The organism is Pseudomonas sp. NMI542_15 (genome assembly GCF_021283425.1).
GTDB classification, from domain to species: Bacteria; Pseudomonadota; Gammaproteobacteria; order Pseudomonadales; family Pseudomonadaceae; genus Aquipseudomonas; species Aquipseudomonas fortuita.
Genome location: NZ_JAJSRO010000003.1, coordinates 450,091 through 476,614, shown reverse-complemented (window position 1 = coordinate 476,614; position 26,524 = coordinate 450,091). Strand labels below are relative to the sequence as shown.

Sequence of the window (26,524 nt, the reverse complement as noted above, 5' to 3'; positions counted from 1 at the left end):
ATGTCCAAGAAAATTCACGTAACCGACACGATCCTGCGCGACGCCCACCAGTCCCTGCTGGCCACCCGCATGCGTACCGAAGACATGCTGCCGATCTGCGACAAGCTCGACAAAGTCGGCTACTGGTCGCTGGAAGTCTGGGGTGGCGCCACCTTCGACGCGTGCGTGCGCTTCCTCAAGGAAGACCCGTGGGAGCGCCTGCGCAAGTTGCGCGCAGCCCTGCCCAACACCCGCCTGCAAATGCTGCTGCGCGGCCAGAACCTGCTGGGTTACCGCCACTACAGCGACGACGTGGTCAAAGCCTTCGTCGCCAAGGCAGCGGTCAATGGCATTGATGTGTTCCGTATCTTCGACGCCATGAACGACGTGCGTAACCTGCGCGTGGCCATCGAAGCGGTCAAGGCTGCCGGCAAGCATGCCCAGGGCACCATCGCCTATACCACCAGCCCGGTGCACACCATCGAGGCCTTCGTGAACCAGGCCAAGCAGATGGAAGCCATGGGTTGCGACTCGGTGGCGATCAAGGACATGGCCGGCCTGCTGACCCCGTTCGCCACGGGTGAACTGGTCAAGGCGCTGAAGGCTGAGCAGTCGCTGCCGGTGTTCATCCACTCCCACGATACCGCCGGCCTGGCCGCCATGTGCCAGCTCAAGGCTGTGGAAAACGGCGCCGATCATATTGACACCGCCATCTCCAGCTTCGCCTGGGGCACCAGCCACCCGGGTACCGAGTCGATGGTTGCTGCGCTCAAGGGCAGCGAATTCGATACCGGCCTGGACCTGGAGCTGCTGCAGGAAATCGGCTTGTACTTCTACGCCGTGCGCAAGAAGTACCACCAGTTCGAAAGCGAATTCACCGCCGTGGACACCCGCGTGCAGGTCAACCAGGTGCCCGGTGGCATGATTTCCAACCTGGCCAACCAGCTCAAGGAACAGGGCGCGCTCAACCGCATGAACGAAGTGCTGGCCGAAATTCCGCGTGTGCGTGAAGACCTCGGCTTCCCGCCGCTGGTGACGCCGACCTCGCAGATCGTCGGCACCCAGGCGTTCTTCAACGTGCTGGCTGGCGAGCGCTACAAGACCATCACCAACGAGGTGAAGCTGTACCTGCAAGGCGGTTACGGCAAGGCCCCGGGTGTGGTCAACGAGCAGCTGCGCCGCCAGGCGATCGGCAGCGAGGAAGTGATCGATGTGCGCCCGGCCGACCTGCTGAAGCCAGAGATGACCAAGCTGCGTAACGACATCGGCGCCTTGGCCCGCTGTGAAGAAGACGTGCTGACCTTCGCCATGTTCCCGGATATTGGCCGCAAGTTCCTCGAAGAACGCGAAGCCGGCACCCTCACTCCGGAAGCCCTGTTGCCAATTCCAGAAGCTGGCGCCGTTTCTGCTCCAGGCGGTGAAGGGGTACCGACCGAGTTCGTCATCGACGTGCACGGCGAAACCTACCGCGTCGACATCACCGGGGTGGGTGTTAAGGCCGAAGGCAAGCGCCACTTCTACCTGTCTATCGACGGCATGCCGGAAGAAGTGGTGTTCGAGCCACTCAACGAGTTCGTCGGTGGCGGCGGTAGCAAGCGCAAGCAAGCCACCGATCCAGGTCACGTCACCACCACTATGCCGGGCAACATCGTTGATGTACTGGTCAAGGAAGGGGACGTGGTCAAGGCTGGCCAGGCCGTGCTGATCACCGAAGCCATGAAGATGGAAACCGAAGTGCAGGCGGCCATTGCTGGGAAGGTCGTGGCCATCCACGTGGCCAAGGGCGATCGCGTGACGCCGGGTGAGATCCTGATCGAGATCGAGGGCTGAGATAAGCCCTCATCTACAAGCGGTTAACCTCTGGGGAGCGGATGCTCCCCTTTTTTTGTGCTGTATTTGCCGGCCTCATCGCGGGACAAGCCCGCTCCCACAGGTTTACCACTGCACTTGAGGGCAGTGCAGTACCTGTGGGAGCGGGCTTGTCCCGCGAAGAGGCCAGTGAGACCCATACAGCTATCAGCCGTTGCGGCATGCCTCAAGTGTATTCACCTGCCCCTCGGGCCGCTGATTCTCCTGGCTCAACCACCGCTCGAAGCCGGCAGCCACCGCTGGCCATTCATCATCGGTAATCGAATACCACGCCGTATCGCGGTTATGGTCCTTCACCACCAGGTGCTTGCGGAATACGCCTTCGTAGACGAAGCCAAACCGCTCCGCTGCGCGCTTGGAGCGGGCATTGGCGTTGTTGCACTTCCACTCCAGCCGACGGTTGCCCAGTTCGAAGCCCAGCTTGCCCAGCAGGTACACCGCCTCGGTGCCCTTGGGGGTGCGCTGCATGGCGGCGCCGAAGGCGATGTGGCCGATTTCAATGCGCCCGTGGTCGGGCACGATCGACATCAGGCTGAGAATACCCTGGGCCTGGCCGCTCGCGCGGTCGATTACGGTGTAGAACAGCGGGTCGCGCCCTGCGGCGTTGCCCTGCAGCCAACGGTCGAATTCGGCCCGCTCGGTGAACGGGCCATAGGGCAGGTAGTCCCACAGCACTGGGTCGGACGTTGGGCCTTGCAGCACTTGCCAGAGGTCGTCGCCATGGCGCGCCGGGTCGAGCTTTTCCAGGCGGATGAAGCGGCCTTCAATTGGCTCGGCCTGGGGCGTTGCGGCGGGTTTCCAGTTCAATGCGTCTGTCATGTTCGGCCTACAAGCCTTTGCGGAATTGGATGAAGCCCGACCGCTCGGCAACCTGCTGATACAGGCTGATGGCGGTGGCATTGGTTTCGTGGGTCAGCCAGTGCACCTTGATGCAGTTGTCGGCCTTGGCTGTGGTGTAGACGTGCTCGATCAGCTGGCGACCAATGCCCAGGCCGCGCTGCGAGCTGTCCACGTACAGGTCCTGCAGGTAACAAGAGTTTTCGATGCTCCAGTTGGAACGATGGTAGATGAAGTTGACCATCCCCACCGCCTTGCCATCGACCCAGGCCAATGCCGCATGGGTTGGCTCGCTCGGGTCGAGCAGACGCTGCCAGGTGCTGAGGCTGACTTCATCGGCCAACTCGGTTTCATAGAAGTGCAGGTAGGCCTGCCACAGGGCGAGCCAGGCGGCATGGTCTTGGGCGCCGACAGGGCGCAGGGTAACGCTGGGCATGGGGCTATTCCTTCAGGGTTGGCGCATGTGCGCTGCGAGTTGGTTGTCCAGTTGATCGGGGCTGGCGGCCAGCCCGTCACGCACGCCGGCGATATCTTGCGCGGAGCGGTTCTGGCTGAGCTTGCGCGCACCTTGCAGGCGGGCGATGGGCAGGCGGATACCGACGATGGCGCGCAGCATGCCCTCGATGTAGTCGGCAGGGGCGTCGGTGACTTTCCACGGTTCGCTGCGACCGTGTTCGTGGCGATCGGTCAGGCGGCTCACGATGGCGAGCAGGGGCTCGGCTTCATGGATGACTTCGGCCGGGCCATACGCGTGGACGGCCAGGTAGTTCCAGGTCGGCACCACTTTGGGGTTATCGGCTTTGCTCGGGTAGTAGCTGGGGCTGACATAGGCGTCGGCACCGGGGAAGACCAGCAGGGCTTCGCTACCTTGTGCCAGGTCCTGCCATTGGCGGTTGGCCCGTGCCAGGTGGGCATAGACGGTGCCGAACTCGCCCTCGGTGATATCCACCAGTACCGGCAGGTGTGTGGCCAACAGGCCTTGGTCACCTTGGCTGACCAGCACGGCCAGGCGGGTGTCGAGCATGTGCTGGTGGAGGCGGCCGAGTTCGAGTTCCTGATGGGGTTTGCTGTTGTACATGCTCGGTTTCCTTGTGCAGTGGAGCCATCCTAGGCAGGCTATTGGTTCTGGGTAAGAGCCATTAATGCCTGTTTTCATAGGTCCAATGCCATGAATGATAGCCCCCTCGTTTTGCCTTTCGACCCTTCCGGGATCGCCCTGGACCGCCGCCGCGGGCTCAGCCAGCAGCTGTACCAGGCGCTGCGCGCGCGGGTGCTGGACGGGCGCTTGAGCAGCGGCACCCGGCTGCCGGCCACCCGCGAGTTGGCCACCATGCTGGTGTTGTCACGCAACAGCGTGGTGCGGGCTTACGACCAGTTGTACGCCGAGGGTTACATCGAAAGCCGTGTCGGCGATGGCACCTATGTAAGCCGGCTACCAAAACTATCCACACAAGTATCCACAGGGTTATCCCATGGGTTATCAACAGATTTATCCACAATTTCAGAAGAATATACTGAGGATTTATCCAGCCACCGACGTTCAAGCGAAGCTTTGCGGCGTCTGAAAACCCATCACTTGTCGCCACCAAGGAGCGGTCAGCCGCGTGCTTTTCGCGTTGGCATTCCAGCATTCGACCTGTTCCCGTTTGACGTCTGGGCCAAGCTGCAGGCGGGTTTCTGGCGTAACCCGACCCCCGCTCAACTCGGTTATGGCAACCCGGCTGGCGAGCCGATGCTGCGCGAACTGATCGCTGCCTACTTGCGTCGCTCGCGCGGGCTGAATTGCATGGCTGAACAAATTGTGATCACCAGTGGCGCGCAGCAGGCCATTAGTCTTTGTGCACAGTTGCTATTAGAGCCGGGCGACGGCGTAGCTGTGGAAAACCCGGGCTATCGGGCGGCCGGTCACGCCTTTGCAATGGCGGGTGGCCAGTTGTGCGGCGTACCGGTGGATGGGGAGGGGATGGATTGCAGCCGGCTTGGGCAACTGAAGGATTGTCGGATGGCCTATGTGACGCCTGCCCACCAGTACCCGACCGGGGTGACCATGAGCTTGGCGCGCCGCCTGGAATTGCTGGCCTGGGCTGACCGAAACGATGGCTGGATCATCGAGGACGACTACGACGGTGAGTACCGATACAGCGGCGCGCCCTTGGCCCCGTTGGCGGCCCTCGACCGGCACGGGCGCGTGCTGTACGTCGGCACCTTCGGCAAGATTGCCTTCCCGGCGCTGCGCCTGGGCTACCTGGTACTCCCGCCGCAGTTGGCGCAAGCGTTCAGCCAGGGCAAGGCGCTGGCGGTGCGGCATTCAGAGGTCAGCAGCCAATGTGTGATGGCCGAGTTCATGGCCCGCGGGCACTTTCAGCGGCACATCCGGCGCATGCGCAAGGCGGCGCTAAGCCGGCGCAATGTACTCAAGGCAGGCTGGCCTGAGGATATTCCCGGTTTGGGCGCCATGCCGGCAGTGGCGGCCGGGCTGCATGTGAAGGTTGATGTGGATAACTTTGCGCGGGAACAGGAACTGGTGGCCAAGGCGGAAGCGGTGGGAGTGGAGGTTACGCCGCTGAGTAATTTCTGGTTGACGGACAGCGAGGTGCCTGTGGATAAGCGAGCGGGGCTGGTGCTGGGGTTTGCGGCGGTGCCGGAGGGAGAGATTGCCGAGGCACTGATGAAACTGCGAAAGGCCTGGAGAAGGTGAATGGGGCCGCTGTGCGGCCCGCGGCGCTATATCAGGTGCCGGACTTGATCCGCGTCCAGGCCCTGGTCCTGGCCCGTTCGGCATCCCGCGCAAGTGGCTTGAGGGTATACAGCTTGGCCATCGCCTCCGCAGTCGGGTACAGGTTGGGGTTGTTGCGAATCGCCGGGCTTACCTTGTCGGTCGCATCCTTGTTCGGGTTGGGGTACCCGACAAAGTCGCTGATCGGCGCAATCACCTCCGGCCGCAGCAGGTAGTTGATGAACGTATGGGCGTCTTCCGGGTTGGCCGCGTTTTTCGGAATCGCCAGCATGTCGAACCAGATCGGCGCGCCTTCCTTGGGCAGGCGCATGTCCACCACCACGTCGTTCTTCGCCTCGCGGGCGCGGTTTGCGGCCTGCGAGAAGCTGCCGCTGTAGCCCACTGCCACGCAGATGTCGCCATTGGCGATGTCTGCCATGTACTTCGAGGAATGGAAGTAGGTGATGTAGGGGCGAATCTTCAGCATCAGCGCCTCAGCCTTCTTGTAGTCGGCCGGTTTGTCACTGTTCGGTGGCAAGCCCAGGTACTGCAGGGCCAGTGGCAGAATCTCCGAAGGCGAGTCGAGCAGGGCCACGCCGCACTGCTTGAGCTTGGCGATGTTCTCTTCCTTGAAGATCAGGTCCCAGCTGTCGACCGGCGCGTTGTCGCCGAGTGCAGCCTTGACCTTGGCCGGGTTGAAGCCGATCAGCACGGTGCCGTACATGTACGGCACGGCAAACTTGTTACCCGGGTCGTTGGCCTCGATCAGTTTCATCAGCGCCGGGTCCAGGTGTTGCCAGTTCGGCAGCTTGCTGCGGTCTAGCGGCTGGAATACCCCGGCCTCGATCTGCTTGGCGAGAAACACATTGGAAGGCACCACCACGTCATAGCCGGAGTTGCCGGTGAGCAGCTTGGCCTCCAGTGCTTCGTTGGTGTCGAAGATGTCGTAGATCAGTTTGACGCCGCTGTCCTTCTGGAAGTCGGTCAAGGTCTGCGGGGTGATGTAATCGAACCAGTTATACACACGCAGGGTGCGCTGCTCGGCTTGGGCGTGCAGGGCACCGGTGAACAGGGTGGCAGCGATGAACGGGGCGAGCAGACGCTTGAGTCGGACCATTACCGGGCTCCTGGCTGGGCGCGCTGGAAGCCTTCCAGCACATTGACCGCGTTGATACCGATTTCTTCCACAGCGTAGCCGCCTTCCATCACGAACAGGGTCGGCTTGCCGAGCTGGCCGATGCGCTTGCCCATTTCCAGGTAGTCCGGGCTGTCGAGCTTGAACTGCGAGATGGGGTCGTCCTTGAAGGTGTCCACACCCAAGGAGATGACCAGCACGTCGGCGTCATAGCTGGCGATGCGCTGGCAGGCGTCTTCCAGCGCGGCGCTCCAGGCGGCCCAGTCGCTGCCGGCCGGCAAAGGGTAATTGACGTTGCAGCCCTCGCCGGCACCTTCGCCGGTTTCGTCGGCATAGCCGAGGAAGAACGGGAATTCGTCCTGCGGGTCGCCGTGGATCGAGGCGAAGAACACGTCGTCGCGGCTGTAGAAGATGTCTTGGGTGCCGTTGCCATGATGGTAGTCAACGTCGAGGATGGCGACTTTGCGCCTGCCCTGGTCGAGGAACGCCTGGGCAGCGATGGCGGCGTTGTTCAGGTAGCAGTAGCCGCCCATCACTTCACCGGCGGCGTGATGCCCTGGCGGGCGGCACAGTGCGAAGGCCGAATGGGCGCCTTGCTGGATCGCTGCCTGGGCGGTAAGGGCGACCTGGGCGGCGCTGTAGGCCGCTTGCCAGGTGCCGGCTGTGATCGGCGCACCGGCATCGAAGCTGTAGTAGCCCAGTTCACCGTGCAGGCCGGTGGGCTTTACCTGGCGCAGCGTGCGTGCAGGCCAGGTGAAAGGCAGCAGGTCGCCTTCCTGGCCCAATGCTGCCCAGCGTGCCCAGGCGCCTTCGAAGAAGTCCAGGTAATCGGCGCTGTGGACGCGCAGCAATGGCGCCCGGCCGAAGTCGGTCGGGCCCTGGATATCGCCGAGGTCGCGCTTTTTCACCTGGTCGAGTACATGGTCGGCACGCGAAGGCATTTCGAAACAGGGCATCAGCTTGCCGTCGATCAGCTCGCAGCGTCCATGGTGCAGGCGGTGGTCATCGGAATAGATCGTCAGCATTGTTGTTCTCCGGTGGGTACTGGCGTGGGTCCATTGTCATGGGCGGGTCAGTAGCGGAGAACGACGCAAGTGGCCAAAAGGGGATCGATCTGGCCAAGCTCTCTGGTCGTGCTTTCCTGTGCCGGCCTCTTCGCGGGCTTGCCCGCTCCCACAGGTATCCCAAAGTACTCGGGACTTGTGCAGTTTCTGTGGGAGCGGGCAAGCCCGCGAAGAGGCCGGTACAGGTCAACCGCGGAAGTGGCTGGGCGCCACACCACTCCAGCGCTGGAAGGCATGGCGGAAACTGGCCGTCTCGCTGAACCCCAAGGTCTCGGCAATACGGTAGATGGGCATCTGCTCATCGGCCAGCAACTGCTTGGCCCGCTCGAACCTGAGCTCGTCCAGCAGCTGTTGATAACTGCTGCCCAGCGCCTGTAGATGCCGGCGCAAGGTGCGCGACGAGCAGTTCATTTGCCGTGCCAGGCCTTCCAGCCCAGGCGCGGCATCCAGTTGCTGGGTCAGCAGCTGACGAATACGCCCCAGCCAGGCCTGGCGGCCGGTGAACTCAAGGTTCAGGCGCCGGCAGCGCTCGCTCATGGCTTTGTGGGTAATCGGGTCGGCCAGCGGCAGCGGCGTGTCCAGCCAGCGTCGTTCGAAGGCAAAGGCATTGTCTTCGGCGGCAAAACCGACCGGGCACTGGAATGCATCGGCATAGCGCACGTGGTAGCCGGGCCGAGTGTGCTCGAAACGGGCCCCCAGCAACGGCAACGGGCGGCCAAGCAGGTCATCGCAGATGACTTTCAGCGACACCAGGCAGAACTCGGCGTTGAAAGCGCTCAGTGCCGGGCTGTCGTGGTAGTCGCTGGCGCTGAACCAGACCCGCTGGCCATCGTCGAGCAAGCGCAGCTTGAAGACTGTTCCCAGCAGTGCCGGATACTGCAGCGCCAGGCGCAAGGCGTCACCCAAAGTGGCACTGGAGAGCAGGGCGTAACCCAGCATGCCGTAGCACGACACATGCATGCGCCGGCCCAGTTCCAGGCCGATGTCCTCGCGCCGGGCCACGGCGTTGGCGCACACCTGCAATTCCTGCTGGGTGGTGATGCGCGCATCCGCGTGCCCCAGGTCTGCCGGGCCAATGCCGCTGCCGGCCAGCAGCGCCGAAGCCTCGCAACCTTCTGCCTGAAAGACGTTGAGGATCAGCGAAACGGCGTTGAGGGTAGTCAGATGGCTGTGCAGCATGCTGGGTAATCCCGTGGGGCTGGGACGCATTATGGAGCAAGTTGTGTGCCGATATCCGGGCGTTCGGGCAAATCCATCAGACAAAAAAAGGCCCGAAGCATTGGCTCGGGCCTTGAAAGGTTGAGAGGTGTCTAGTCCCTTAACCTGGTGAGACTGTTTGCAGCGGTCGGGTTACGCCTTCAGCGGAACCAGACGTGGAGCGATCATGTTTTCCGGACGCAGGATGTCGTTCAGCATCTCTTCGTCCAGCAGCTTCTCTTCGCGCACCAGTTCCAGCACGCCGCGGCCGGTTTCCAGGGCAACGCGGGCGATACGGGTGGCGTTTTCGTAGCCGATGTACGGGTTCAGGGCGGTGACCAGGCCGATCGAGTGCTCAACCAGTTCACGGCAGCGCTGTTCGTTGGCAGTGATGCCGACGATGCAGTGCTCGCGCAGCATGTCCATGGCGCGTTGCAGCAGGCGGATCGAGTCGAAGATCTTGTAGGCGATCAGCGGTTCCATCACGTTCAGCTGCAGTTGGCCACCTTCGGCGGCGACGGTCAGGGCCAGGTCGTTGCCCATGATGGCGAAGGCGACTTGGTTGACGGCTTCCGGGATAACCGGGTTGACCTTGCCTGGCATGATCGAGCTGCCTGGCTGACGCGCTGGCAGGTTGATTTCGTTGATGCCGGTGCGAGGGCCGCTGGACAGCAGGCGCAGGTCGTTGCAGATCTTCGACAGCTTGACGGCAGTACGCTTGAGCATGCCGGAGAACAGCACGAAGGCGCCCATGTCGGAGGTGGCTTCGATCAGGTCGGCAGCCGGTACCAGCGGCTGACCGCTGATGATTGCCAGGCGTTGCACCGCGAGCATCTGGTAGCCCGGGTCGGCGTTGATGCCGGTACCGATGGCAGTACCACCCAGGTTGATTTCGGTCAGCAGCTCAGGCGCCAGCGAACGCAGACGGTTGAGGTCTTCGGTCATGGTGGTGGCGAAGGCGCGGAATTCCTGGCCCAGGGTCATCGGCACGGCGTCCTGCAGCTGGGTACGGCCCATCTTCAGTACGTGGTCGAACTCTTTACCTTTGGCTGCGAAGGCCTGAATCAGGCTGTCGAGGCTGGCCAGCAGGGCATCGTGACCCAGCAGCAGGCCCAGACGGATAGCGGTCGGGTAGGCGTCGTTGGTCGACTGCGCCATGTTCACATCGTTGTTCGGGTGCAGGTACTGGTACTCACCCTTCTGGTGACCCATGGCCTCCAGCGCGATGTTGGCGATGACTTCGTTGGCGTTCATGTTGGTAGAAGTACCAGCACCGCCTTGAATCATGTCTACCACGAACTGTTCGTGGTAGTCGCCCTTGATCAGTCGTGCGCAGGCTGCGCTGATCGCAGCGTGCTTGGCATCGCTCAGGTGCCCCAGCTCACGGTTCGCGTCAGCAGCTGCCTGCTTGACCATCGCCAGGCCGACTACCAGTTTCGGGTAGTGCGACAGTGGAACGCCGGAGAGGTGGAAGTTGTTGGCAGCGCGCAGTGTCTGGATGCCGTAGTAGGCATCAGCAGGAACTTCAAGGGTACCCAACAGATCTTTTTCGACGCGGAACGATGCAGCGGAGGACATGATGTATATCATCTCGATGTTGACCCGGCACATGCCGGAATGGCGCCAATCCTAGGCCTTAAGGTGATTTTGCGGCCAATGCTGTTGCACGCTAACCTATGCACAAACGGCATAGTGTTTCATGTGACGCCAATTGACATTCGAGCGTGTTCCATTTTGGTGCACGCCGGGAGATGTGCTTCGTGAACCTTGAAAGCAAATGGCTGGAAGATTTCAGCGCACTCGCCGCTACCCGCAGTTTTTCACAGGCGGCAGAGCGGCGTTTTGTCACCCAACCGGCCTTCAGCCGGCGCATTCGCAGCCTTGAAGCGGCATTGGGCCTGCAACTGGTGAACCGTTCCCGTACGCCCATCGAACTGACTGAAGCCGGCCAACTGTTTCTGGTCACGGCACGCACTGTTGTCGACCAGTTGAGCGAAATTCTGCGCCATTTGCATCATCTTGAGGGCGGGCAGGGCGAGGTGGTGCAGGTGGCTGCGGCACACTCCCTGGCGTCGGGTTTTTTCCCCCGTTGGGTTGCCCAGTTGCGCAACGACGGTTTGAACATCGCCACTCGCCTGGTTGCGACTAACGTCGGAGATGCCGTGCATGCATTACGCGAAGGTGGCTGCGACCTGATGCTGGCTTTCTATGACCCGGACGCGGCCCTGCAGATGGATGCCGAGATCTTCCCCTCACTGCACATGGGCACCACCGAAATGTTGCCGGTGTGTGCCGTGGATGCCGAGGGCAAGCCATTGTTCGACCTGGAAGGTGAGGGCAGTGTGCCGTTGCTGGCCTATACCGCTGGCGCATTTCTGGGCCGCTCGGTCAATTTGCTGCTGCGCCAGCGCAACCTGCGCTATACCACCGTCTATGAAACCGCCATGGCCGACAGCCTCAAGAGCATGGCGCTGGAGGGTATGGGTATCGCCTGGGTACCGCGCCTGTCGATGCGTGGCGAGCTGGAGCGCGGCGAACTGGCCGTCTGCGGCGGCAGCCAGTGGCATGTGCCACTGGAAATACGCCTGTACCGCTGCGCCCTGGTGCGCAAGGCCAACGTCAGGCTGTTGTGGCGCAAGCTCGAGGGTGCGGCGGCGGTTGACCCAAAAGTCAGCCAAAGCCCCGAAAAATAAGGCCCGACAGTTGGTCGCCGGGGTGCCTTAAACGCACCACCTTACGGTATACTGCGCGGCCTTTCGACCGGATGCGTCCGGTCCTGATCAGCAAACAAGCCACGCCGGTCGTCCCGCGTGGCTTGTTGTTTTTTGACGCGCCCGCGGGCGCACAAGCGAAGAGGCTCGACGATGAGTGCACTGGTTGGCGTGATCATGGGCTCCAAGTCCGATTGGTCCACCCTTAGCCACACCGCCGATATGCTGGAAAAACTCGGCATTCCTTACGAAGTGAAGGTGGTTTCTGCCCACCGCACCCCGGATCTGCTGTTCCAGTATGCCGAGGAGGCCGAAGGCCGCGGCATCGAGGTGATCATCGCCGGTGCCGGTGGCGCAGCCCACCTGCCAGGCATGTGCGCCGCCAAGACCCACCTGCCAGTGCTGGGTGTGCCGGTGCAGTCGTCGATGCTGTCGGGCGTCGACTCGCTGCTGTCGATCGTGCAGATGCCAGCCGGCGTGCCGGTTGCCACGCTGGCCATCGGCCGCGCCGGTGCGATCAACGCTGCGCTGCTGTCGGCCAGCATCCTGGGCGCCAAGTACCCGCAGTACCACGCGGCACTGAAGCAGTTCCGCACGGAACAGACCGACACTGTGCTGGACAACCCAGACCCGCGCCAGGCTTGAGGCTCAACCCATGAAGATCGGTGTAATCGGTGGCGGCCAGCTGGGCCGCATGCTGGCCCTGGCGGGTACCCCGCTGGGCATGAACTTCGCCTTCCTCGACCCGGCACCGGACGCCTGTGCCGCGCCGTTGGGCGAGCATTTACGTGCCGACTATGGCGACCAGGACCACCTGCGCCAGCTGGCCGACGAAGTCGACCTGGTCACCTTCGAGTTCGAAAGCGTACCGGCCGAGACCGTGGCTTTCCTCTCGCAGTTCGTGCCGGTCTACCCCAGTGCCGAAGCGCTGCGCATCGCCCGTGACCGCTTGTTCGAAAAGAGCATGTTCCGCGACCTGGGTATTCCTACCCCGGCCTTCGCCGACATCCTTTCCCAGGCAGACCTGGACGCCGCAGTGGCCAGCATCGGCCTGCCTGCCGTGCTGAAAACCCGCACCCTGGGCTACGACGGCAAGGGTCAGAAGGTGCTGCGCACGCCAGAAGACGTGGTAGGCACCTTCGTCGAGCTGGGTAGCGTGCCGTGCCTGCTGGAAGGCTTCGTGCCGTTCACTGGCGAAGTGTCGCTGGTGGCCGTGCGTGCCCGTGATGGCGAAACCCGCTTCTACCCGCTGGTGCACAACACCCACGAAAGCGGCATCCTGCGCCTGTCGGTGGCCAGCCAGGCGCACCCGCTGCAGGCATTGGCCGAAGACTACGTTGGCCGTGTGCTGCAGAAGCTGGACTACGTTGGCGTCATGGCCTTCGAGTTCTTCGAAGTTGACGGTGGCCTGAAGGCCAACGAAATCGCCCCGCGCGTGCACAACTCCGGGCACTGGACCATCGAAGGCGCCGAGTGCAGCCAGTTCGAGAACCACCTGCGCGCCGTCGCTGGCCTGCCGCTGGGGTCGACGGCCAAGGTGGGCGAGAGCGCAATGCTCAACTTCATCGGTGAAGTGCCGGCCGTGGACAAGGTCGTCGCCATCGGCGACTGCCACCTGCACCACTACGGCAAGGCCTTCAAGGTCGGCCGCAAGGTTGGCCACGCCACGTTGCGCTGCCATGACATGGCCACCCTTGAGCGCAAGATTGCCGAAGTAGAGGCTCTGATCAGCAACTGATCGGGCTACAAATCGAACTTCTGCAAGCGGCTTGCCCTCTGAACATGGCAACAAGCCAAAGCCCGTCTAGGCTTTGGCTTGCTCCATATTCACTGCAGAGGGATTGCCATGGGCATCATTGGAACCATTTTTATCGGCCTCATCGTCGGCCTGCTGGCCCGCTTCATCAAGCCGGGCGACGACAGCATGGGCTGGATCATGACCATCCTGCTGGGTATTGCCGGCTCCTTGCTGGCGACCTATGGCGGCCAGGCACTGGGCATCTACCAGGCCGGTCAGGCGGCGGGCTTCTTTGGCGCGCTGGTCGGTGCCGTGGTCCTTCTGGTGATCTACGGATTCATCAAGAAACGCTGAATACTGGTTAGAATGCCCGGCAATTCATTCGAGTTGCCGAGCATTGCCATGCGAGCCTTTTTTCTCGTCCCCCTGTTGTTGGCCAGTACCCTGGCCTATGCCGAACTGCCTGAAACCGACTGGCTGGAGCTTATGCCCAAGTCGGACCAGAAAGCGCTCGAGCAAATGCCCGAAATCGATCACAACTCGCCGGAAGCCATGGGCACCTTTACCGACAAGGGTGGGCTCAAGCAGAGCAAGGGCCTGCCAGCGGTGATGTATTCGACCAAGACCGTGGCTGCCATGAACGGCAAGGACATTCGCCTGGGTGGCTACCCGGTGCCGCTGGAAAGCGATGCCAAGGGCAACAGCACGCTGTTCTTCCTGGTGCCGTACCCGGGCGCGTGCATCCATGTGCCGCCACCGCCGCCGAACCAGCTGGTGCTGGTGCGCTACCCGAAAGGGTTGAAGATCGATGACATCTACACACCGCTGTGGGTCAGCGGCAAGCTGAAGGTGGAAAAGGTCAGCAATGACCTGGCCGATGCGGCCTATGCGCTGGATGCGGGGAAGGTGAGGGTGGTGGAAGACGCAGACCTCTGATACCTGGCCCGGCCTCTTCGCGGGCAAGCCCGCGAAGAGGCCGGCAAAAACATTGCAGGCCTCAGATCATTTCACAACCGATCTGTACACCCAGCGAATGACTCGCCCCAGGCTTCAATTCCACCAGATCATTCCACACATTCGCTGTCTCGATGCACAGCATCCGCTGCCAGCCATCATCAGCCATGTCCGCCAGCTCCTTGGCCCGCTCGGTCCAGGGGTTCCAGATCACCGCCGAGCGCGAGCCACTGCTGGTCAAGGTAATCCGCCGGTTCCAGTGCGGGTCGACAATGCTCAGGGTCTGTGGGGTAGCGAGGTAGATCCGGTCAGTTTCCCCGGCAAACGCCAGTGCGCCCTGCTGCTCCCGCTGTTCCCAGTCGGCAAGGGTTTCGATATAGCCCAGGCCCTCGACGCCTTCGACCCGCGCCTGACGCACATCGCTGACCGCGAAGTAGCTGTGCAAGGCCTGGCTGATGGTAACGGGGGTATTGCCCATATTGCGGCTGGTCAGGTTCAGCTTTAGCGCCTCATCCAGCTCCACCACCAGCTTCAGCTCGACCTCATGAGGCCAGCCGGGTAGATCGCCCTGCGCTTCAGGCAATTGGAATTCAATGCGCAGGCCGTTGCCCGCTTCCTCGATACCCAGCAGCTGCCAGTCACGCGAGCGCGCAAGCCCGTGAGCAGGCGCCTGCTCGCCGTGGTACATGGCCTGAACGGCCTGGGGGTTGCGCTGCAGGTTGCCGAACCACGGCCAGCACACCGGCACACCGGCGCGTACCGACTTGCCGTGGCGGAAGATGGCCTGGTCGCTCAGCCACAGCAGCGGCGGCTCGCCGACCCGCTGGTAGCTGAGGATCTGTGCGCCCTGCTGGGCGATCAGGAGTTCGGCGCGATCGCTGCTGATACGCCAGCAATTGAGTTCGCCATGTTGCTCGGTTACGACCTGAAAGGTAGCCATTGCGTTCATCTCATTGATAGCCAGTGGGCCTTGGACCCGGGCACATGCAATGAGTTTACCGCCCGCGTGGCTCAGCGACGAGGCACGGAACGGGTGCGGCCACTGCCGTCGATGGCGACGAAGACGAATGCCGCTTCGGTAACCTTGCGCCATTCACTGGACAGCGGGTCGTCGCTCCACACTTCGACCATCATCTGAATCGAGCTGCGGCCGATTTCCAGGGTCTGGGTATAGAACGACAGCTGTGCGCCCACTGCAACGGGTACCAGGAAGGCCATGCGTTCAATGGCCACGGTCGCCACGCGGCCACCGGCGACGCGGCTGGCCATGGCGGTGCCGGCCAAGTCCATCTGGGCAACCAGCCAGCCGCCGAAGATGTCGCCAAACCCGTTGGTTTCGCGCGGGAGTGCGGTGATTTGCAAGGCCAGGTCGCCTTGCGGGATTGGATCTTCTTGTTCGAGCTCAATCATGCGATGGGGCCTCTGACCCGTGACGCTTTTCGTTGGTGTGGCGCGAAGGCCGGGTAAACGATTCAGCTTGAAACATACTACGCCGATTTCGTTTCGCTGGACGGCCGTAGGGAAACTCTGCGAAACCGTCTGACATAAAGACCGGCGTTTTCGCACAACATCCCACGCGGGCAACAACCTTTTCCTACGAATCAGCAGTATATAGGGCATAACTGCCAGCGACGACCGCGCATTCATGAATATCTGTATGGATTTTGTATCGCTTTCGGCGCGGCTCGGCAATTTGCTATCTTCGCCTGTCTCCCAATCCAGAAGCCGCGTGCCAAGCGGCCTGCATGCCCTACAAGAGAACAACGATCGATGACTTCCGTGCCGAGCAGTATCGAGCAGCCTCCGCGGCCGCTGACCCGCAGTGACTACAAAACACTCTCGCTGTCCGCCCTGGGTGGCGCACTGGAGTTCTACGACTTCATCATCTTCGTGTTCTTCGCCACGGTGGTTGGCAAGCTGTTCTTCCCGGCCGACATGCCCGAGTGGCTGCGCCTGATGCAAACGTTCGGCATCTTCGCCGCTGGCTACCTGGCGCGGCCGCTGGGGGGCATCATCATGGCCCACTTTGGTGACCTGCTTGGACGCAAGAAGATGTTTACCCTGAGCATCTTCATGATGGCCCTGCCGACCCTGATCATGGGCCTGCTGCCAACATACGCACAAATCGGCATGTGGGCGCCGATCCTGCTGCTGCTGATGCGGGTGATCCAGGGCGCGGCGATTGGTGGCGAGGTGCCGGGCGCCTGGGTGTTCGTCTCTGAGCACGTACCGGCGCGCAACACCGGCTACGCATGCGGCACTCTGACCGCAGGCCTGACGGCGGGCATTCTGCTGGGCTCGCTGGTGGCGACCTTGATCAATAGCGTGTACAGCGCCGACGAAGTGGCCGATTACGCCTGGCGTATCCCATTCCTGCTCGGTGGTGTGTTCGGCCTGTTCTCGGTGTACCTGCGCCGCTGGCTGCACGAAACCCCGGTGTTTGCCGAAATGCAGCAACGCAAGGCGCTGGCCGAGGAGCTGCCGCTGCGCGCCGTGCTGCGCGACCACCGCGGCCCGATCATCCTGTCGATGCTGCTGACCTGGATGCTGTCGGCCGGTATCGTGGTGGTTATCCTGATGACCCCTGCGCTGCTGCAGAGCTTCTACCACATCAGCCCGATCGACTCGCTCAAGGCCAACAGCATGGCCATCGTGCTGCTCAGCTTTGGCTGCATCGGCGCCGGCAGCCTGGCCGACCGCTTTGGGGCGGGCCGGGTGTTCGTGATCGGCAGCCTGCTGCTGCTGGCCAGTTCCTGGACCTTCTACCATAGCCTGCCAACCCGGCCCGAGCTACTGTTCCCGCTGTATGCGCTGACCGGCCTGTGCGTGGGTGTGATCGGCGCGGTGCCTTATGTGATGGTCAAGGCATTCCCGGCGGCGGTGCGCTTCAGTGGGCTGTCGTTCTCGTACAACGTGGCCTACGCGATTTTCGGTGGCTTGACGCCAATGGTGGTGACCGCGCTGCTGAAAGTAAGCCCGATGGCGCCTGCCTATTATGTAGCAGGCCTGTGCGCCGTGGGTCTGGCCGTAGGCCTGTACCTGCTCGCCAACAAGCGCTGATCTGTTTCGGGGCTGCTGGCCTCTTCGCGGGCACGCCCGCTCCCACAGGGCTCAGCACAACCCCTGTGGGAGCGGGCGTGCCCGCGAAGAGGCCAGACCTGCTATCAGTGATGGCCTTTCATCCAATTGTCACAATGAAGTCATATCGTGTTCATGCGGCCTGCCGATACTTGGGCCCGTTCCATCCAACACCCCAATATTCCTGCTAGGAGCAAGGCATGAAACTGAAGCGTTTGATGGCGGCCCTTACCTTTGCCGCCGCTGGCGTTGCAACCGCCAACGCGGTAGCCGCTGTCGATCCTGCAATCCCGACCTACACCAAAACCACCGGTGTTTCGGGCAACCTCTCCAGCGTCGGTTCCGATACCCTCGCGAACCTTATGACCCTGTGGGCCGAGGCCTACAAGAAGGAATATCCGAACGTAAACATCCAGATCCAGGCTGCCGGCTCTTCCACCGCGCCACCCGCGCTGACCGAAGGCACCGCCAACCTCGGCCCGATGAGCCGCAAGATGAAGGACGTCGAGCTGCAGGCCTTCGAGCAGAAGTACGGCTACAAGCCTACCGCCATCCCGGTTGCCGTCGACGCCCTGGCCGTGTTCGTGCACAAGGACAACCCGATCAAAGGCCTGACCATGGCCCAGGTCGACGCCATCTTCTCCTCCACCCGCCTGTGCGGTGGCAAGGCTGATATCAAGACCTGGGGCGACGTTGGTGTGACCGGTGACCTGGCCAACAAGCCAATCCAGCTGTTCGGCCGCAACTCGGTATCGGGCACCTACGGTTACTTCAAGGAAGAAGCCCTGTGCAAAGGAGACTTCAAGCCTAACGTGAACGAACAGCCTGGCTCGGCGTCGGTCGTGCAGTCGATCAGCTCCTCGCTGAACGGCATCGGCTACTCGGGTATCGGCTACAAGACCGCCAGCGTCAAGACCGTAGCCCTGGCCAAGAAAGAAGGCGGCGAGTTCGTTGAAGACAACGAAGCCAATGCCCTGAACGGCACCTACCCGCTGTCGCGCTTCCTGTACGTGTACGTCAACAAGGCCCCGAACAAGCCTTTGGCGCCGCTGGAAGCCGAGTTCGTCAAGCTGGTACTGTCGCAAGCTGGCCAGCAGGTCGTGGTGAAAGATGGCTACATCCCGCTGCCGGCCAAAGTCGTCGACAAGACCCTGGCTGACCTGGGCCTGTCCCACGCCGGTAACGTCGCAAAGAAGTAAGTAACTGAAGAGGGGGCCGGTGCTGATGCCCGGCCTCTTCCACGAATTTCCAGTCCGAAGCCAGGTTCACTGTGCGGCGGGCTTTCGCGCGTCACCACTTTGTAATGTTTTTGTCACACGGGACCGCTAGGGTGTGCGCATGAATGATCTGGCCAATTCCAACATGACCCAAAACTCCCAGCCCGTGCGCATTGATTTCAATACGCCCGAGTTGCAACGCAAGCGCCGCATGCGTGCGCTCAAGGACCGCCTGACCCGCTGGTACGTCCTGGTGGGCGGGCTTGCCGTGTTGGCGGCAATCACCCTGATCTTCTTCTACCTGGCCTATGTGGTGTTGCCACTGTTCCAGGGCGCCGAGCTGACCCGTAAGCAAGCCTTGGCGCCGGCCTGGCTACAGCAGGATGCCGGCAAGCCGCTGATGATTGCGCTTGAAGAACAGAACCTTGTGGGGATGCGGGTTTCGGACAAGGGCCAGGCATTGTTCTTCGATACCAAAACGGGTAACGAGCTCAAGCGGGTCGACCTGCCCGTGCCGTCAGACGCCCAGGTCACGTCGATCAGTAGCGACCAGCCGGGCAGCCCGCTGGTGGTGCTGGGCTTGTCCAATGGTCAGGCGCTGGTGTTCCACCACACCTACAAGATCACCTACCCGGACAACAAGAAAACCATCACCCCCGGCATCGACTACCCGTACGGCGAGCAGCCGTTCGTGCTCGACGAACAGGGCCGTGCGCTGGAACACGTCAACGTCAACGTCAATGGCGACACCCTGGTACTGGCCGGGTCTACCGGCGCGCACCTGCAGGTGGTGCAGCTGACGCGCACCGAAAACATGATGACCGAAGAGGTCACCACCGAGCAGAACCGTATCGTGCTGCCGCAGATGACCGAAGCGGTGAAGAACATCTTCATCGACCCGCGTCAGCAGTGGCTCTACGTGATCAACGGCCGCGCCACCGCCGACGTGTTCAGCCTGCGTGACAAGAGCCTCAACGGCCGCTACAAACTGGCCGAAAGCGCTGACACTGAAATTACCGCCAGCGCCCAGTTGGTCGGCGGCATTTCGCTGATCATTGGTGATTCCAAAGGTGGCCTGGCCCAATGGTTCATGGCCCGTGACCCGGACGGCGAATCGCGCTTCAAGCAGATCCGTACCTTCCAGATGGGCAAGGCCCCGGTGGTGCAGATCGACGCCGAAGAGCGCCGCAAAGGCTTCATCGCCCTGGACGCCGACGGCAAGCTGGGCGTGTTCCACAGCACGGCGCACCGCACCCTGCTGGTGGAGCCTGCTGCCGAAGGCCCGGGCACCTTGGCCCTGTCGCCGCGCGCCAACCGTATCATCATCGAAGAGGGCGGCAAGCTGCTGCCGCTGAGCCTGCGCAACCCGCACCCTGAAGTTTCCTTCAGCGCACTGTGGGGCAAGGTGTGGTACGAGAACTACGACGAGCCGAAATACGTCTGGCAATCGACTGCTTCCAATACCGACTTCGAGCCCAAGCTGAGCCTCTCGCCGCTGACCTTCGGTACGCTGAAGGCCGCGTTCTACGCGATGATCCTGGCCGCCCCGCTGGCCATTGCCGCCGCCATCTACACCGCCTACTTCATGGCCCCGGGCATGCGCCGCAAGGTCAAACCGGTGATCGAGCTGATGGAAGCCATGCCGACGGTAATCCTCGGCTTCTTCGCCGGCCTGTTCCTGGCGCCGTACCTCGAAGGCCACCTGCCTGGCGTGTTCAGCCTGTTCCTGCTGATGCCGTTCGGCATCCTGCTGGCCGGCTTCACCTGGAGCCGCCTGCCGGAGTCGATCCGCCTGCGTGTGCCGGATGGTTGGGAAGCTGCGATCCTGATACCGGTCATCCTGTTCACCGGCTGGTTCGCCCTGACCATGAGCCCGCACCTGGAAAACTGGTTCTTCGGCGGTGACATGCGCCTGTGGATCACCAACGACCTGGGCATCACCTACGACCAGCGCAACGCCCTGGTAGTGGGTATCGCCATGGGCTTTGCGGTCATCCCGAACATCTACTCCATTGCCGAGGATGCCGTATTCAGCGTGCCGCGCAGCCTGACCCTGGGCTCTTTGGCCCTGGGTGCGACGCCTTGGCAGACCCTGACCCGCGTGGTCATCCTCACCGCCAGCCCGGGTATCTTCTCGGCGCTGATGATCGGCATGGGCCGTGCGGTGGGTGAGACCATGATCGTGCTGATGGCCACCGGCAACACCCCGGTGATGGAGATGAACCTGTTCGAGGGCATGCGCACCCTGGCCGCCAACGTGGCCGTGGAAATGCCGGAATCGGAAGTCGGTGGCAGCCACTATCGCGTGCTGTTCCTGGCCGCCCTGGTGCTGCTGATGTTCACGTTCGTCATGAACACCTTGGCCGAGCTGATTCGCCAGCGTCTGCGCAAGAAATACTCGTCGCTTTGATAGAAAGGTAGCGATCCGTGAAAAAGGATTCCCTCAAAGGCTGGTTCAAGAGCGGCGCCCCTGGCGTCTGGATGAGCGGCGGCGCCGTGGCCATGGCGGTGATCATGACCGTCGGCCTGCTGGCGGTGATTGCCGTGCGCGGCCTGGGCCACTTCTGGCCGGCCGATCTTGTCCAGGCCACCTACAAGGTGCCGGGCCAGGCTGACCATGTCGTCATCGGCGAAGTGGTGCAAAAGGAAGAGGTACCCCGTGCCCGCCTGAAGGGGGCCGGCCTGCCGGTACCGGACCAGGGCCCGGAGTTCATGACCCGCGAGCTGATAAAGGTGGGTAACCGCGACCTCAACGGCAGCGACTTCACCTGGGTGGTCGGCGACTGGCTGGTCGATGAACAGCGCCCGGCCGACCTGATCGCCCTGGAGCGCCGCGAGTGGGGCAACTTCTATGGCTACCTGGTCAGCGTCAAGGAAGAGGGCCGCGTAGTTGCCGAAGGCCCTGCTGCGTGGAACGAACTGCAGGCCCGCCTAAAGCGCGCCAACCAGCTCAACGGTGAGCTGCAGCAGTTGGAGAAGAAGGACATCGGTGCCATCAACCATGGCCTTGAGCGCCTGCGCCTGCAGGCCCGCAAGCTGGAACTGGACGGCAAGCTGGACGCCGCCGCCCAGGCCGACATGGACGCCGACCGCGCCGAGCTGAACAGCCGCTACAAAGCCATCGAAGACCGCTTGAGCGGCCTGCACCAGGCGTTCGCCCGCGACAGCCTGGTGGCCCGCGACGCCAACGGCCGTGAAGTGGAGATCAACCTGAGCAAGGTGGTGCACGCCATCCAGCCGAACGGCATGTCCGGTTTCAACAAGCTGGGTACTTACTTTGCCAAAGTCTGGGAGTTCCTCAGCGATGACCCGCGTGAGGCCAACACCGAAGGCGGTATCTTCCCGGCCATTTTCGGTACCGTGATGATGACCCTGATCATGGCCGTAATCGTCACCCCGTTCGGCGTGCTGGCCGCTGTGTACCTGCGCGAATACGCACGGCAAGGTCCGGTGACCCGCCTGATCCGTATTGCAGTGAACAACCTGGCTGGCGTGCCGGCGATCGTCTACGGTGTGTTCGGCCTGGGCTTCTTCGTCTACGTGCTGGGTGGCTCGATAGACCGCTTGTTCTTCCCCGAAGCCCTGCCGGCGCCGACCTTGGGTACCCCCGGCCTGCTGTGGGCATCGTTGACCCTGGCACTGCTGGCTGTTCCGGTGGTGATCGTGGCCACCGAAGAAGGTTTGGCGCGTATTCCGCGTACCGTGCGCGAGGGCTCGCTGGCCTTGGGCGCGACCAAGGCCGAGACGCTGTGGAAGATCGTCTTGCCCATGGCAAGCCCGGCCATGATGACCGGCATGATCCTCGCCGTGGCCCGCGCTGCCGGTGAAGTGGCGCCGCTGATGCTGGTGGGTGTGGTGAAGCTGGCGCCGTCGCTGCCAGTGGACGGGAACTACCCCTACCTGCACCTGGACCAGAAGATCATGCACTTGGGCTTCCACATCTATGACGTCGGCTTCCAGAGCCCGAACGTCGAGGCCGCGCGGCCGCTGGTGTACGCCACGGCACTGTTGCTGGTGCTGGTGATCGCTTCCCTCAACCTGTCGGCCGTGTGGATCCGCAACCACCTGCGCGAGAAGTACAAGGCGCTGGACAGCTGAGCCTGATTGCAAGCGTGCCCCCGGTGAGCCGGGCGGCCCTTTGAAACGAATTGACAGCGTATGGAGTTGACCATGCAGCAAGATTCTCATACCCACGGCATCGACATGTCTGCCCTGGGCCGCAACAAGCAGAGCCTGCACCTGGCCGAAGAAACCGTGGCCATCGAAGTGCCGGGCCTGAGCCTGTTCTACGGCGACAAGCAGGCGCTGTTCGACGTCAGTATGAACATTCCCAAGCAGCGCGTAACCGCCTTCATCGGCCCCTCCGGCTGCGGCAAGTCGACCCTGCTGCGCACCTTCAACCGGATGAACGACCTGGTTGATGGCTGCCGTGTGGAAGGCGCCATCAACCTGTACGGTAACAACATTTACCGCAAGGGCGAAGACGTGGCCGAGCTGCGCCGCCGTGTGGGCATGGTGTTCCAGAAGCCCAACCCGTTCCCCAAGACCATCTACGAGAACGTGGTCTACGGCCTGCGTATCCAGGGCATCAACAAAAAGCGTGTGCTTGACGAAGCCGTGGAGTGGGCGCTCAAGGGAGCGGCCCTGTGGGACGAGGTCAAGGACCGCCTGCACGAGTCGGCGCTAGGCCTTTCCGGTGGCCAGCAGCAGCGTCTGGTCATCGCCCGCACCATTGCCGTAGAGCCGGAAGTGCTGTTGCTCGACGAACCGTGCTCGGCACTGGACCCGATCTCGACCCTGAAGGTCGAAGAACTGATCTACGAATTGAAAGCCAAGTACACCATCGTCATCGTGACCCACAACATGCAGCAGGCGGCCCGGGTTTCGGACTACACCGCATTCATGTACATGGGCAAACTGGTCGAATTCGGTGACACCGATACCCTGTTCACCAACCCGGCGAAGAAGCAGACCGAAGACTACATCACCGGTCGCTACGGCTAGCAGCCACGCGGCCCGCTCCCACAGGGAATGACACGAACTACTTGAAGCTTGAAGCCTCTTCGCGGAGCGAACGATGATCAACAAAGAAAGCCTTACTCACCATATTTCCCAGCAGTTCAACGCCGAGCTCGAAGAAGTGCGCAGCCACCTGCTGGCCATGGGTGGTCTGGTGGAAAAACAAGTCAATGACGCGGTTACAGCGCTGATCGAGGCCGACTCGGGTCTGGCCCAGCAAGTGCGCGAAGTCGACGAACAGATCAACCAGATGGAGCGCAACATCGACGAGGAATGCGTGCGCATCCTCGCCCGTCGCCAGCCGGCGGCCTCCGACCTGCGCCTGATCATCAGCATTTCCAAGTCGGTGATCGACCTTGAGCGCATTGGTGACGAGGCCACCAAAATTGCTCGCCGCGCCATCCAGCTGTGCGAAGAAGGCGAGTCGCCGCGCGGCTACGTCGAGGTGCGCCACATTGGCGACCAGGTGCGCAACATGGTCCGCGATGCGCTTGATGCTTTTGCCCGCTTCGATGCCGACCTGGCATTGTCGGTAGCCCAGTACGACAAGACCATCGACCGCGAGTACAAGACTGCCCTGCGCGAGCTGGTGACCTACATGATGGAAGACCCGCGCTCTATCTCGCGGGTACTGAGCGTGATCTGGGCGCTGCGCTCGCTGGAGCGCATCGGTGACCATGCCCGCAACATCTCCGAGTTGGTGATTTACCTGGTGCGCGGCACCGACGTGCGCCACATGGGCCTCAAGCGGATGACGGCAGAAGTGCAGGGTACCGCTGTCGCCGACGGCGAAAAGGCTAATGTTCCGGGCGAATCTGACGATAAGTAAGGTTGCTCCCGAGCTTCGACGCCCGGCCTTGGCCGGGCGTTTTCGTTTGCGGTCGAGGAGCCGGCAGGCACCCGCGAACGATGTGAAGAAGTCCCGGCGTGACCAGGTTGTAGCAAATGGCCATTATTTGGCAGTAGGCTAGTCGGGATTCAGAAGGAGTATTGATGAGTAAAGTGAATGTGCTGGTCGTGGATGACGCCCCGTTTATCCGTGACCTGGTCCGCAAGTGCCTGCGCAATGCCTTCCCGGGCATGGCCATCGACGACGCCATCAATGGTCGCAAGGCCATGGCCATGCTGGGCAAGGAAGCCTTCGACCTGGTCCTGTGTGACTGGGAAATGCCGGAAATGTCCGGCCTGGAATTGCTCACCTGGTGCCGTCAGCAGCCAGCGCTGAAGAACCTGCAGTTCATCATGGTGACCAGCCGTGGCGACAAGGAAAACGTCATTCAGGCGATCCAGGCGGGCGTTTCCGACTTTGTTGGCAAGCCGTTCACCAATGAACAACTGCTGACCAAGGTGAAAAAAGCGCTGACCAAGATCGGTAAGCTCGACAGCCTGATGGCCATCGGCCCGGCGCGGGCCAACCCGGCATTCGCCAACGATTCTTTGAGTGCCCTGACAGGTGGCAAGCCAGAGGCAGCCAAGGTGACGGCCCCCCCATCGGCGCCAGTGGCTGCCAAGCCATTGGTCACTGCACCTACGCCTCCAGCCCCCGCGCCGACGGGGCGGGGCCAAGGCCAGTTGCGCCTGGCCAGCGGCATGCAACCGTGCGTGATCAAGGCGCTGAGCCTGAAAGAGGCGCTGTTGGTGGTACGCCGCAACGAAGCGCTGCCGCAGGTGCTGGAGGGCGCCGTGCTGGACCTGGAGCAGGGCGAGAACGCCGAAGTCGCCCGCCTGAACGGCTACCTGCACGCCGTTGCTGCATTGGAGCCCAAGCCCGACAGCGACTGGCTGCAGTTGACCTTCAAGTTTGTTGACCAGGACGCCCAGAAGCTTGATTACCTGTCGCGCCTGATTGCCCGCGGCACCGCGCAGAAACACTTCACACCCGGCGCCTGAGCCGGCAATTCATGCGGCGAAGCTGAAATCCTGGGGCTGCTGCCGCAGCCCTATCGCGACACAAGGCCGCTCCTACAAAAAGCCCGCGCAGCCCTGAGCCATCCGACCAACTGCAATACCTGCCTCAAAACGCGCTGCTAGGCTTCGACAGATCATAACTGTCAAAAAGCCACTATCATGCCCGCCCGCCTGCTGCTGTTCTGTGCATTGCTCATGGCCTCGGCGTCGAGCCTGGGTGTGACGCTCTATAAAATCACCGACGATTTCGGTGTCGTGTCCTATACCGACCGGCCAGGCCCTGGCGCCAAACCCTTGGTGCTGCGCGAGCCCATGGTCGAAACGCTCGAAGGCCAAGTGCTGCTGAACGCGAAAACCTTCGACGGCGGCGTGAGCTTTTCGGCACGCAACGAGCTGCATGTGCCGGTAGAGGTCGAATTACGCCTGGACAACCTGGTGAACGCCCAAGGCGGCGATGCCCCGCGTATCGTGCGCCGGCTGCTGCCGCCGCGCACCACGCAAATGCTCAGCGTGCTCAGGGGGCGCCCCGGGCTGCTGCTGAACTACCGCTCGACCCTGCTCCAGGCCATGGGGGACCCTGGCAAGCGGCCTCAGGGCTTCCGGTATGCGTTCCCCTGGGTCGGCGGGCCGTTCCGCGTCACCCAAGGCCCCAACGGCCGTGTCAGCCATTTTGGGCCCAAAGGGCGCTACGCCATGGATTTCGCCATGCCTGAAGGCACTACCATCATCGCGGCGCGGGAAGGCGTGGTGGTGAAGACGCAGAACAGCCAGAGCGGGCGCGAGCCCAACCCCTCGGGCAACTTTGTCAGGATCCTGCACCCGGACGGCACCATGGGCGTTTATCTGCACCTGATGCGTGGTTCGGTGGTAGTGGCGGAGGGGCAGCGGGTACGCCAGGGGCAGATGCTGGCCAAGTCGGGCAATACTGGCAACAGCACAGGCCCGCACCTGCATTTTGTGGTGCAGCGCAATGTGGGGTTGGCGCTGGAGTCGATACCTTACCGGTTCGACCGGCCGATCAGCGGGTTGCCCGACTTTACTGCGGGTAACCCTTGAGATTTTTGGGGCCGCTTTGCGGCCCTTTCGCGGCACAAGGCCGCTC

24 protein-coding genes are annotated in these 26,524 nt (G+C 62.4%); 15 read left to right on the top strand and 9 right to left on the bottom strand.

Translation table 11 applies throughout. The features are described 5' to 3' along the window. Nucleotides 1–1,809, top strand: a complete 1,809-nt coding sequence (gene oadA / locus LU684_RS08175) for a sodium-extruding oxaloacetate decarboxylase subunit alpha (protein WP_016489866.1) — start codon at nt 1–3, stop codon at nt 1,807–1,809. Nucleotides 1,810–1,995: 186 nt separating this feature from the next. On the opposite strand, the gene LU684_RS08170 is transcribed toward oadA, so the two are convergent. From LU684_RS08170 to LU684_RS08160, 3 genes are read right to left on the bottom strand one after another with little or no spacing between them, the layout of a single operon-like run. Continuing rightward, nucleotides 1,996–2,667 (bottom strand): GNAT family N-acetyltransferase, encoded by a 672-nt coding sequence (locus LU684_RS08170; RefSeq protein WP_060519723.1) that lies wholly within the window; start codon nt 2,665–2,667, stop codon nt 1,996–1,998. Between the two features lie 7 nt (nt 2,668–2,674). Beyond that, the gene (locus LU684_RS08165; RefSeq protein WP_016489864.1) at nt 2,675–3,121 is read right to left on the bottom strand and encodes a GNAT family N-acetyltransferase; all 447 of its coding nucleotides are present in this window, start codon (nt 3,119–3,121) and stop codon (nt 2,675–2,677) included. A 12-nt stretch (nt 3,122–3,133) separates the two neighbouring features. Then, nucleotides 3,134–3,763 carry an FMN-binding negative transcriptional regulator gene (locus tag LU684_RS08160; protein ID WP_023047759.1) on the bottom strand — a complete coding sequence of 210 codons (630 nt, stop codon included), beginning with the start codon at nt 3,761–3,763 and terminating at the stop codon, nt 3,134–3,136. Nucleotides 3,764–3,853: 90 nt separating this feature from the next. Between LU684_RS08160 and pdxR the strand changes: the two genes are divergently transcribed. After that, complete coding sequence (gene pdxR / locus LU684_RS08155) at nt 3,854–5,383, top strand: MocR-like pyridoxine biosynthesis transcription factor PdxR (protein ID WP_070086518.1); 1,530 nt, start codon at nt 3,854–3,856, stop codon at nt 5,381–5,383. Between the two features lie 31 nt (nt 5,384–5,414). Here pdxR and LU684_RS08150 read toward each other — a convergent pair whose 3' ends face one another. The 4 genes from LU684_RS08150 to aspA form a co-directional block, all read right to left on the bottom strand. After that, on the bottom strand, nt 5,415–6,518 hold the full coding sequence (locus LU684_RS08150; protein ID WP_016489861.1) for a polyamine ABC transporter substrate-binding protein: 1,104 nt from the start codon (nt 6,516–6,518) through the stop codon (nt 5,415–5,417). Then, the gene (locus LU684_RS08145; RefSeq protein WP_023047761.1) at nt 6,518–7,561 is read right to left on the bottom strand and encodes a histone deacetylase family protein; all 1,044 of its coding nucleotides are present in this window, start codon (nt 7,559–7,561) and stop codon (nt 6,518–6,520) included. The genes LU684_RS08150 and LU684_RS08145 overlap by 1 nt, the downstream gene beginning before the upstream one ends. A 225-nt stretch (nt 7,562–7,786) precedes the next feature. Then, entirely contained in the window at nt 7,787–8,779 is a 993-nt protein-coding gene (locus tag LU684_RS08140; protein ID WP_095116253.1) for an AraC family transcriptional regulator, read from the bottom strand. A gap of 171 nt (nt 8,780–8,950) precedes the next feature. Continuing rightward, on the bottom strand, nt 8,951–10,375 hold the full coding sequence (aspA, locus tag LU684_RS08135; RefSeq protein WP_024717848.1) for an aspartate ammonia-lyase: 1,425 nt from the start codon (nt 10,373–10,375) through the stop codon (nt 8,951–8,953). A 182-nt stretch (nt 10,376–10,557) separates the two neighbouring features. On the opposite strand from aspA, the gene LU684_RS08130 reads away from it, so the two are divergent. From LU684_RS08130 to LU684_RS08110, 5 genes are all read left to right on the top strand, one after another. Further along, nucleotides 10,558–11,490 (top strand): LysR substrate-binding domain-containing protein, encoded by a 933-nt coding sequence (locus tag LU684_RS08130; RefSeq protein WP_161775561.1) that lies wholly within the window; start codon nt 10,558–10,560, stop codon nt 11,488–11,490. Nucleotides 11,491–11,661: 171 nt separating this feature from the next. Further along, a complete protein-coding gene (purE, locus tag LU684_RS08125; RefSeq protein ID WP_016489856.1) occupies nt 11,662–12,153 on the top strand; it encodes a 5-(carboxyamino)imidazole ribonucleotide mutase in 492 nt (163 codons plus the stop codon). Nucleotides 12,154–12,163: 10 nt separating this feature from the next. Beyond that, nucleotides 12,164–13,246 carry a 5-(carboxyamino)imidazole ribonucleotide synthase gene (locus tag LU684_RS08120; protein ID WP_210667649.1) on the top strand — a complete coding sequence of 361 codons (1,083 nt, stop codon included), beginning with the start codon at nt 12,164–12,166 and terminating at the stop codon, nt 13,244–13,246. Nucleotides 13,247–13,354: 108 nt separating this feature from the next. Further along, complete coding sequence (locus LU684_RS08115; protein WP_010955824.1) at nt 13,355–13,600, top strand: GlsB/YeaQ/YmgE family stress response membrane protein; 246 nt, start codon at nt 13,355–13,357, stop codon at nt 13,598–13,600. Nucleotides 13,601–13,648: 48 nt separating this feature from the next. Then, the gene (locus LU684_RS08110) at nt 13,649–14,182 is read left to right on the top strand and encodes a DUF3299 domain-containing protein (protein ID WP_371262328.1); all 534 of its coding nucleotides are present in this window, start codon (nt 13,649–13,651) and stop codon (nt 14,180–14,182) included. A 61-nt stretch (nt 14,183–14,243) separates the two neighbouring features. Here the strand turns inward: LU684_RS08110 and LU684_RS08105 are convergent, their stop codons facing one another. Continuing rightward, nucleotides 14,244–15,140: a D-hexose-6-phosphate mutarotase gene (locus LU684_RS08105; RefSeq protein WP_016489853.1), complete on the bottom strand. Its 897-nt coding sequence runs from the start codon at nt 15,138–15,140 to the stop codon at nt 14,244–14,246. Nucleotides 15,141–15,211: 71 nt separating this feature from the next. Further along, on the bottom strand, nt 15,212–15,610 hold the full coding sequence (locus tag LU684_RS08100) for an acyl-CoA thioesterase (RefSeq protein WP_016489852.1): 399 nt from the start codon (nt 15,608–15,610) through the stop codon (nt 15,212–15,214). Nucleotides 15,611–15,970: 360 nt separating this feature from the next. Here LU684_RS08100 and LU684_RS08095 point away from each other — a divergent pair, with 360 nt between their 5' ends. The 8 genes from LU684_RS08095 (at nt 15,971) to LU684_RS08060 (ending at nt 26,478) form a co-directional block, all read left to right on the top strand. Then, on the top strand, nt 15,971–17,260 hold the full coding sequence (locus tag LU684_RS08095) for an MFS transporter (protein ID WP_060519715.1): 1,290 nt from the start codon (nt 15,971–15,973) through the stop codon (nt 17,258–17,260). A gap of 218 nt (nt 17,261–17,478) precedes the next feature. Beyond that, nucleotides 17,479–18,477: a phosphate ABC transporter substrate-binding protein PstS gene (locus LU684_RS08090; protein WP_016489850.1), complete on the top strand. Its 999-nt coding sequence runs from the start codon at nt 17,479–17,481 to the stop codon at nt 18,475–18,477. Between the two features lie 139 nt (nt 18,478–18,616). Next, nucleotides 18,617–20,905 (top strand): ABC transporter permease subunit, encoded by a 2,289-nt coding sequence (locus LU684_RS08085; protein ID WP_016489849.1) that lies wholly within the window; start codon nt 18,617–18,619, stop codon nt 20,903–20,905. Nucleotides 20,906–20,976: 71 nt separating this feature from the next. Continuing rightward, on the top strand, nt 20,977–22,593 hold the full coding sequence (pstA, locus tag LU684_RS08080) for a phosphate ABC transporter permease PstA (protein ID WP_172455922.1): 1,617 nt from the start codon (nt 20,977–20,979) through the stop codon (nt 22,591–22,593). A gap of 72 nt (nt 22,594–22,665) precedes the next feature. After that, nucleotides 22,666–23,499: a phosphate ABC transporter ATP-binding protein PstB gene (gene pstB / locus LU684_RS08075; RefSeq protein WP_016489847.1), complete on the top strand. Its 834-nt coding sequence runs from the start codon at nt 22,666–22,668 to the stop codon at nt 23,497–23,499. 73 nt (nt 23,500–23,572) lie between these two features. Beyond that, nucleotides 23,573–24,343 (top strand): phosphate signaling complex protein PhoU, encoded by a 771-nt coding sequence (gene phoU, locus LU684_RS08070; protein ID WP_016489846.1) that lies wholly within the window; start codon nt 23,573–23,575, stop codon nt 24,341–24,343. A gap of 164 nt (nt 24,344–24,507) precedes the next feature. After that, entirely contained in the window at nt 24,508–25,404 is an 897-nt protein-coding gene (locus LU684_RS08065) for a response regulator (protein WP_016489845.1), read from the top strand. 177 nt (nt 25,405–25,581) lie between these two features. Further along, complete coding sequence (locus tag LU684_RS08060) at nt 25,582–26,478, top strand: peptidoglycan DD-metalloendopeptidase family protein (RefSeq protein WP_016489844.1); 897 nt, start codon at nt 25,582–25,584, stop codon at nt 26,476–26,478. The last annotated feature ends 46 nt before the right edge of the window (nt 26,479–26,524 follow it).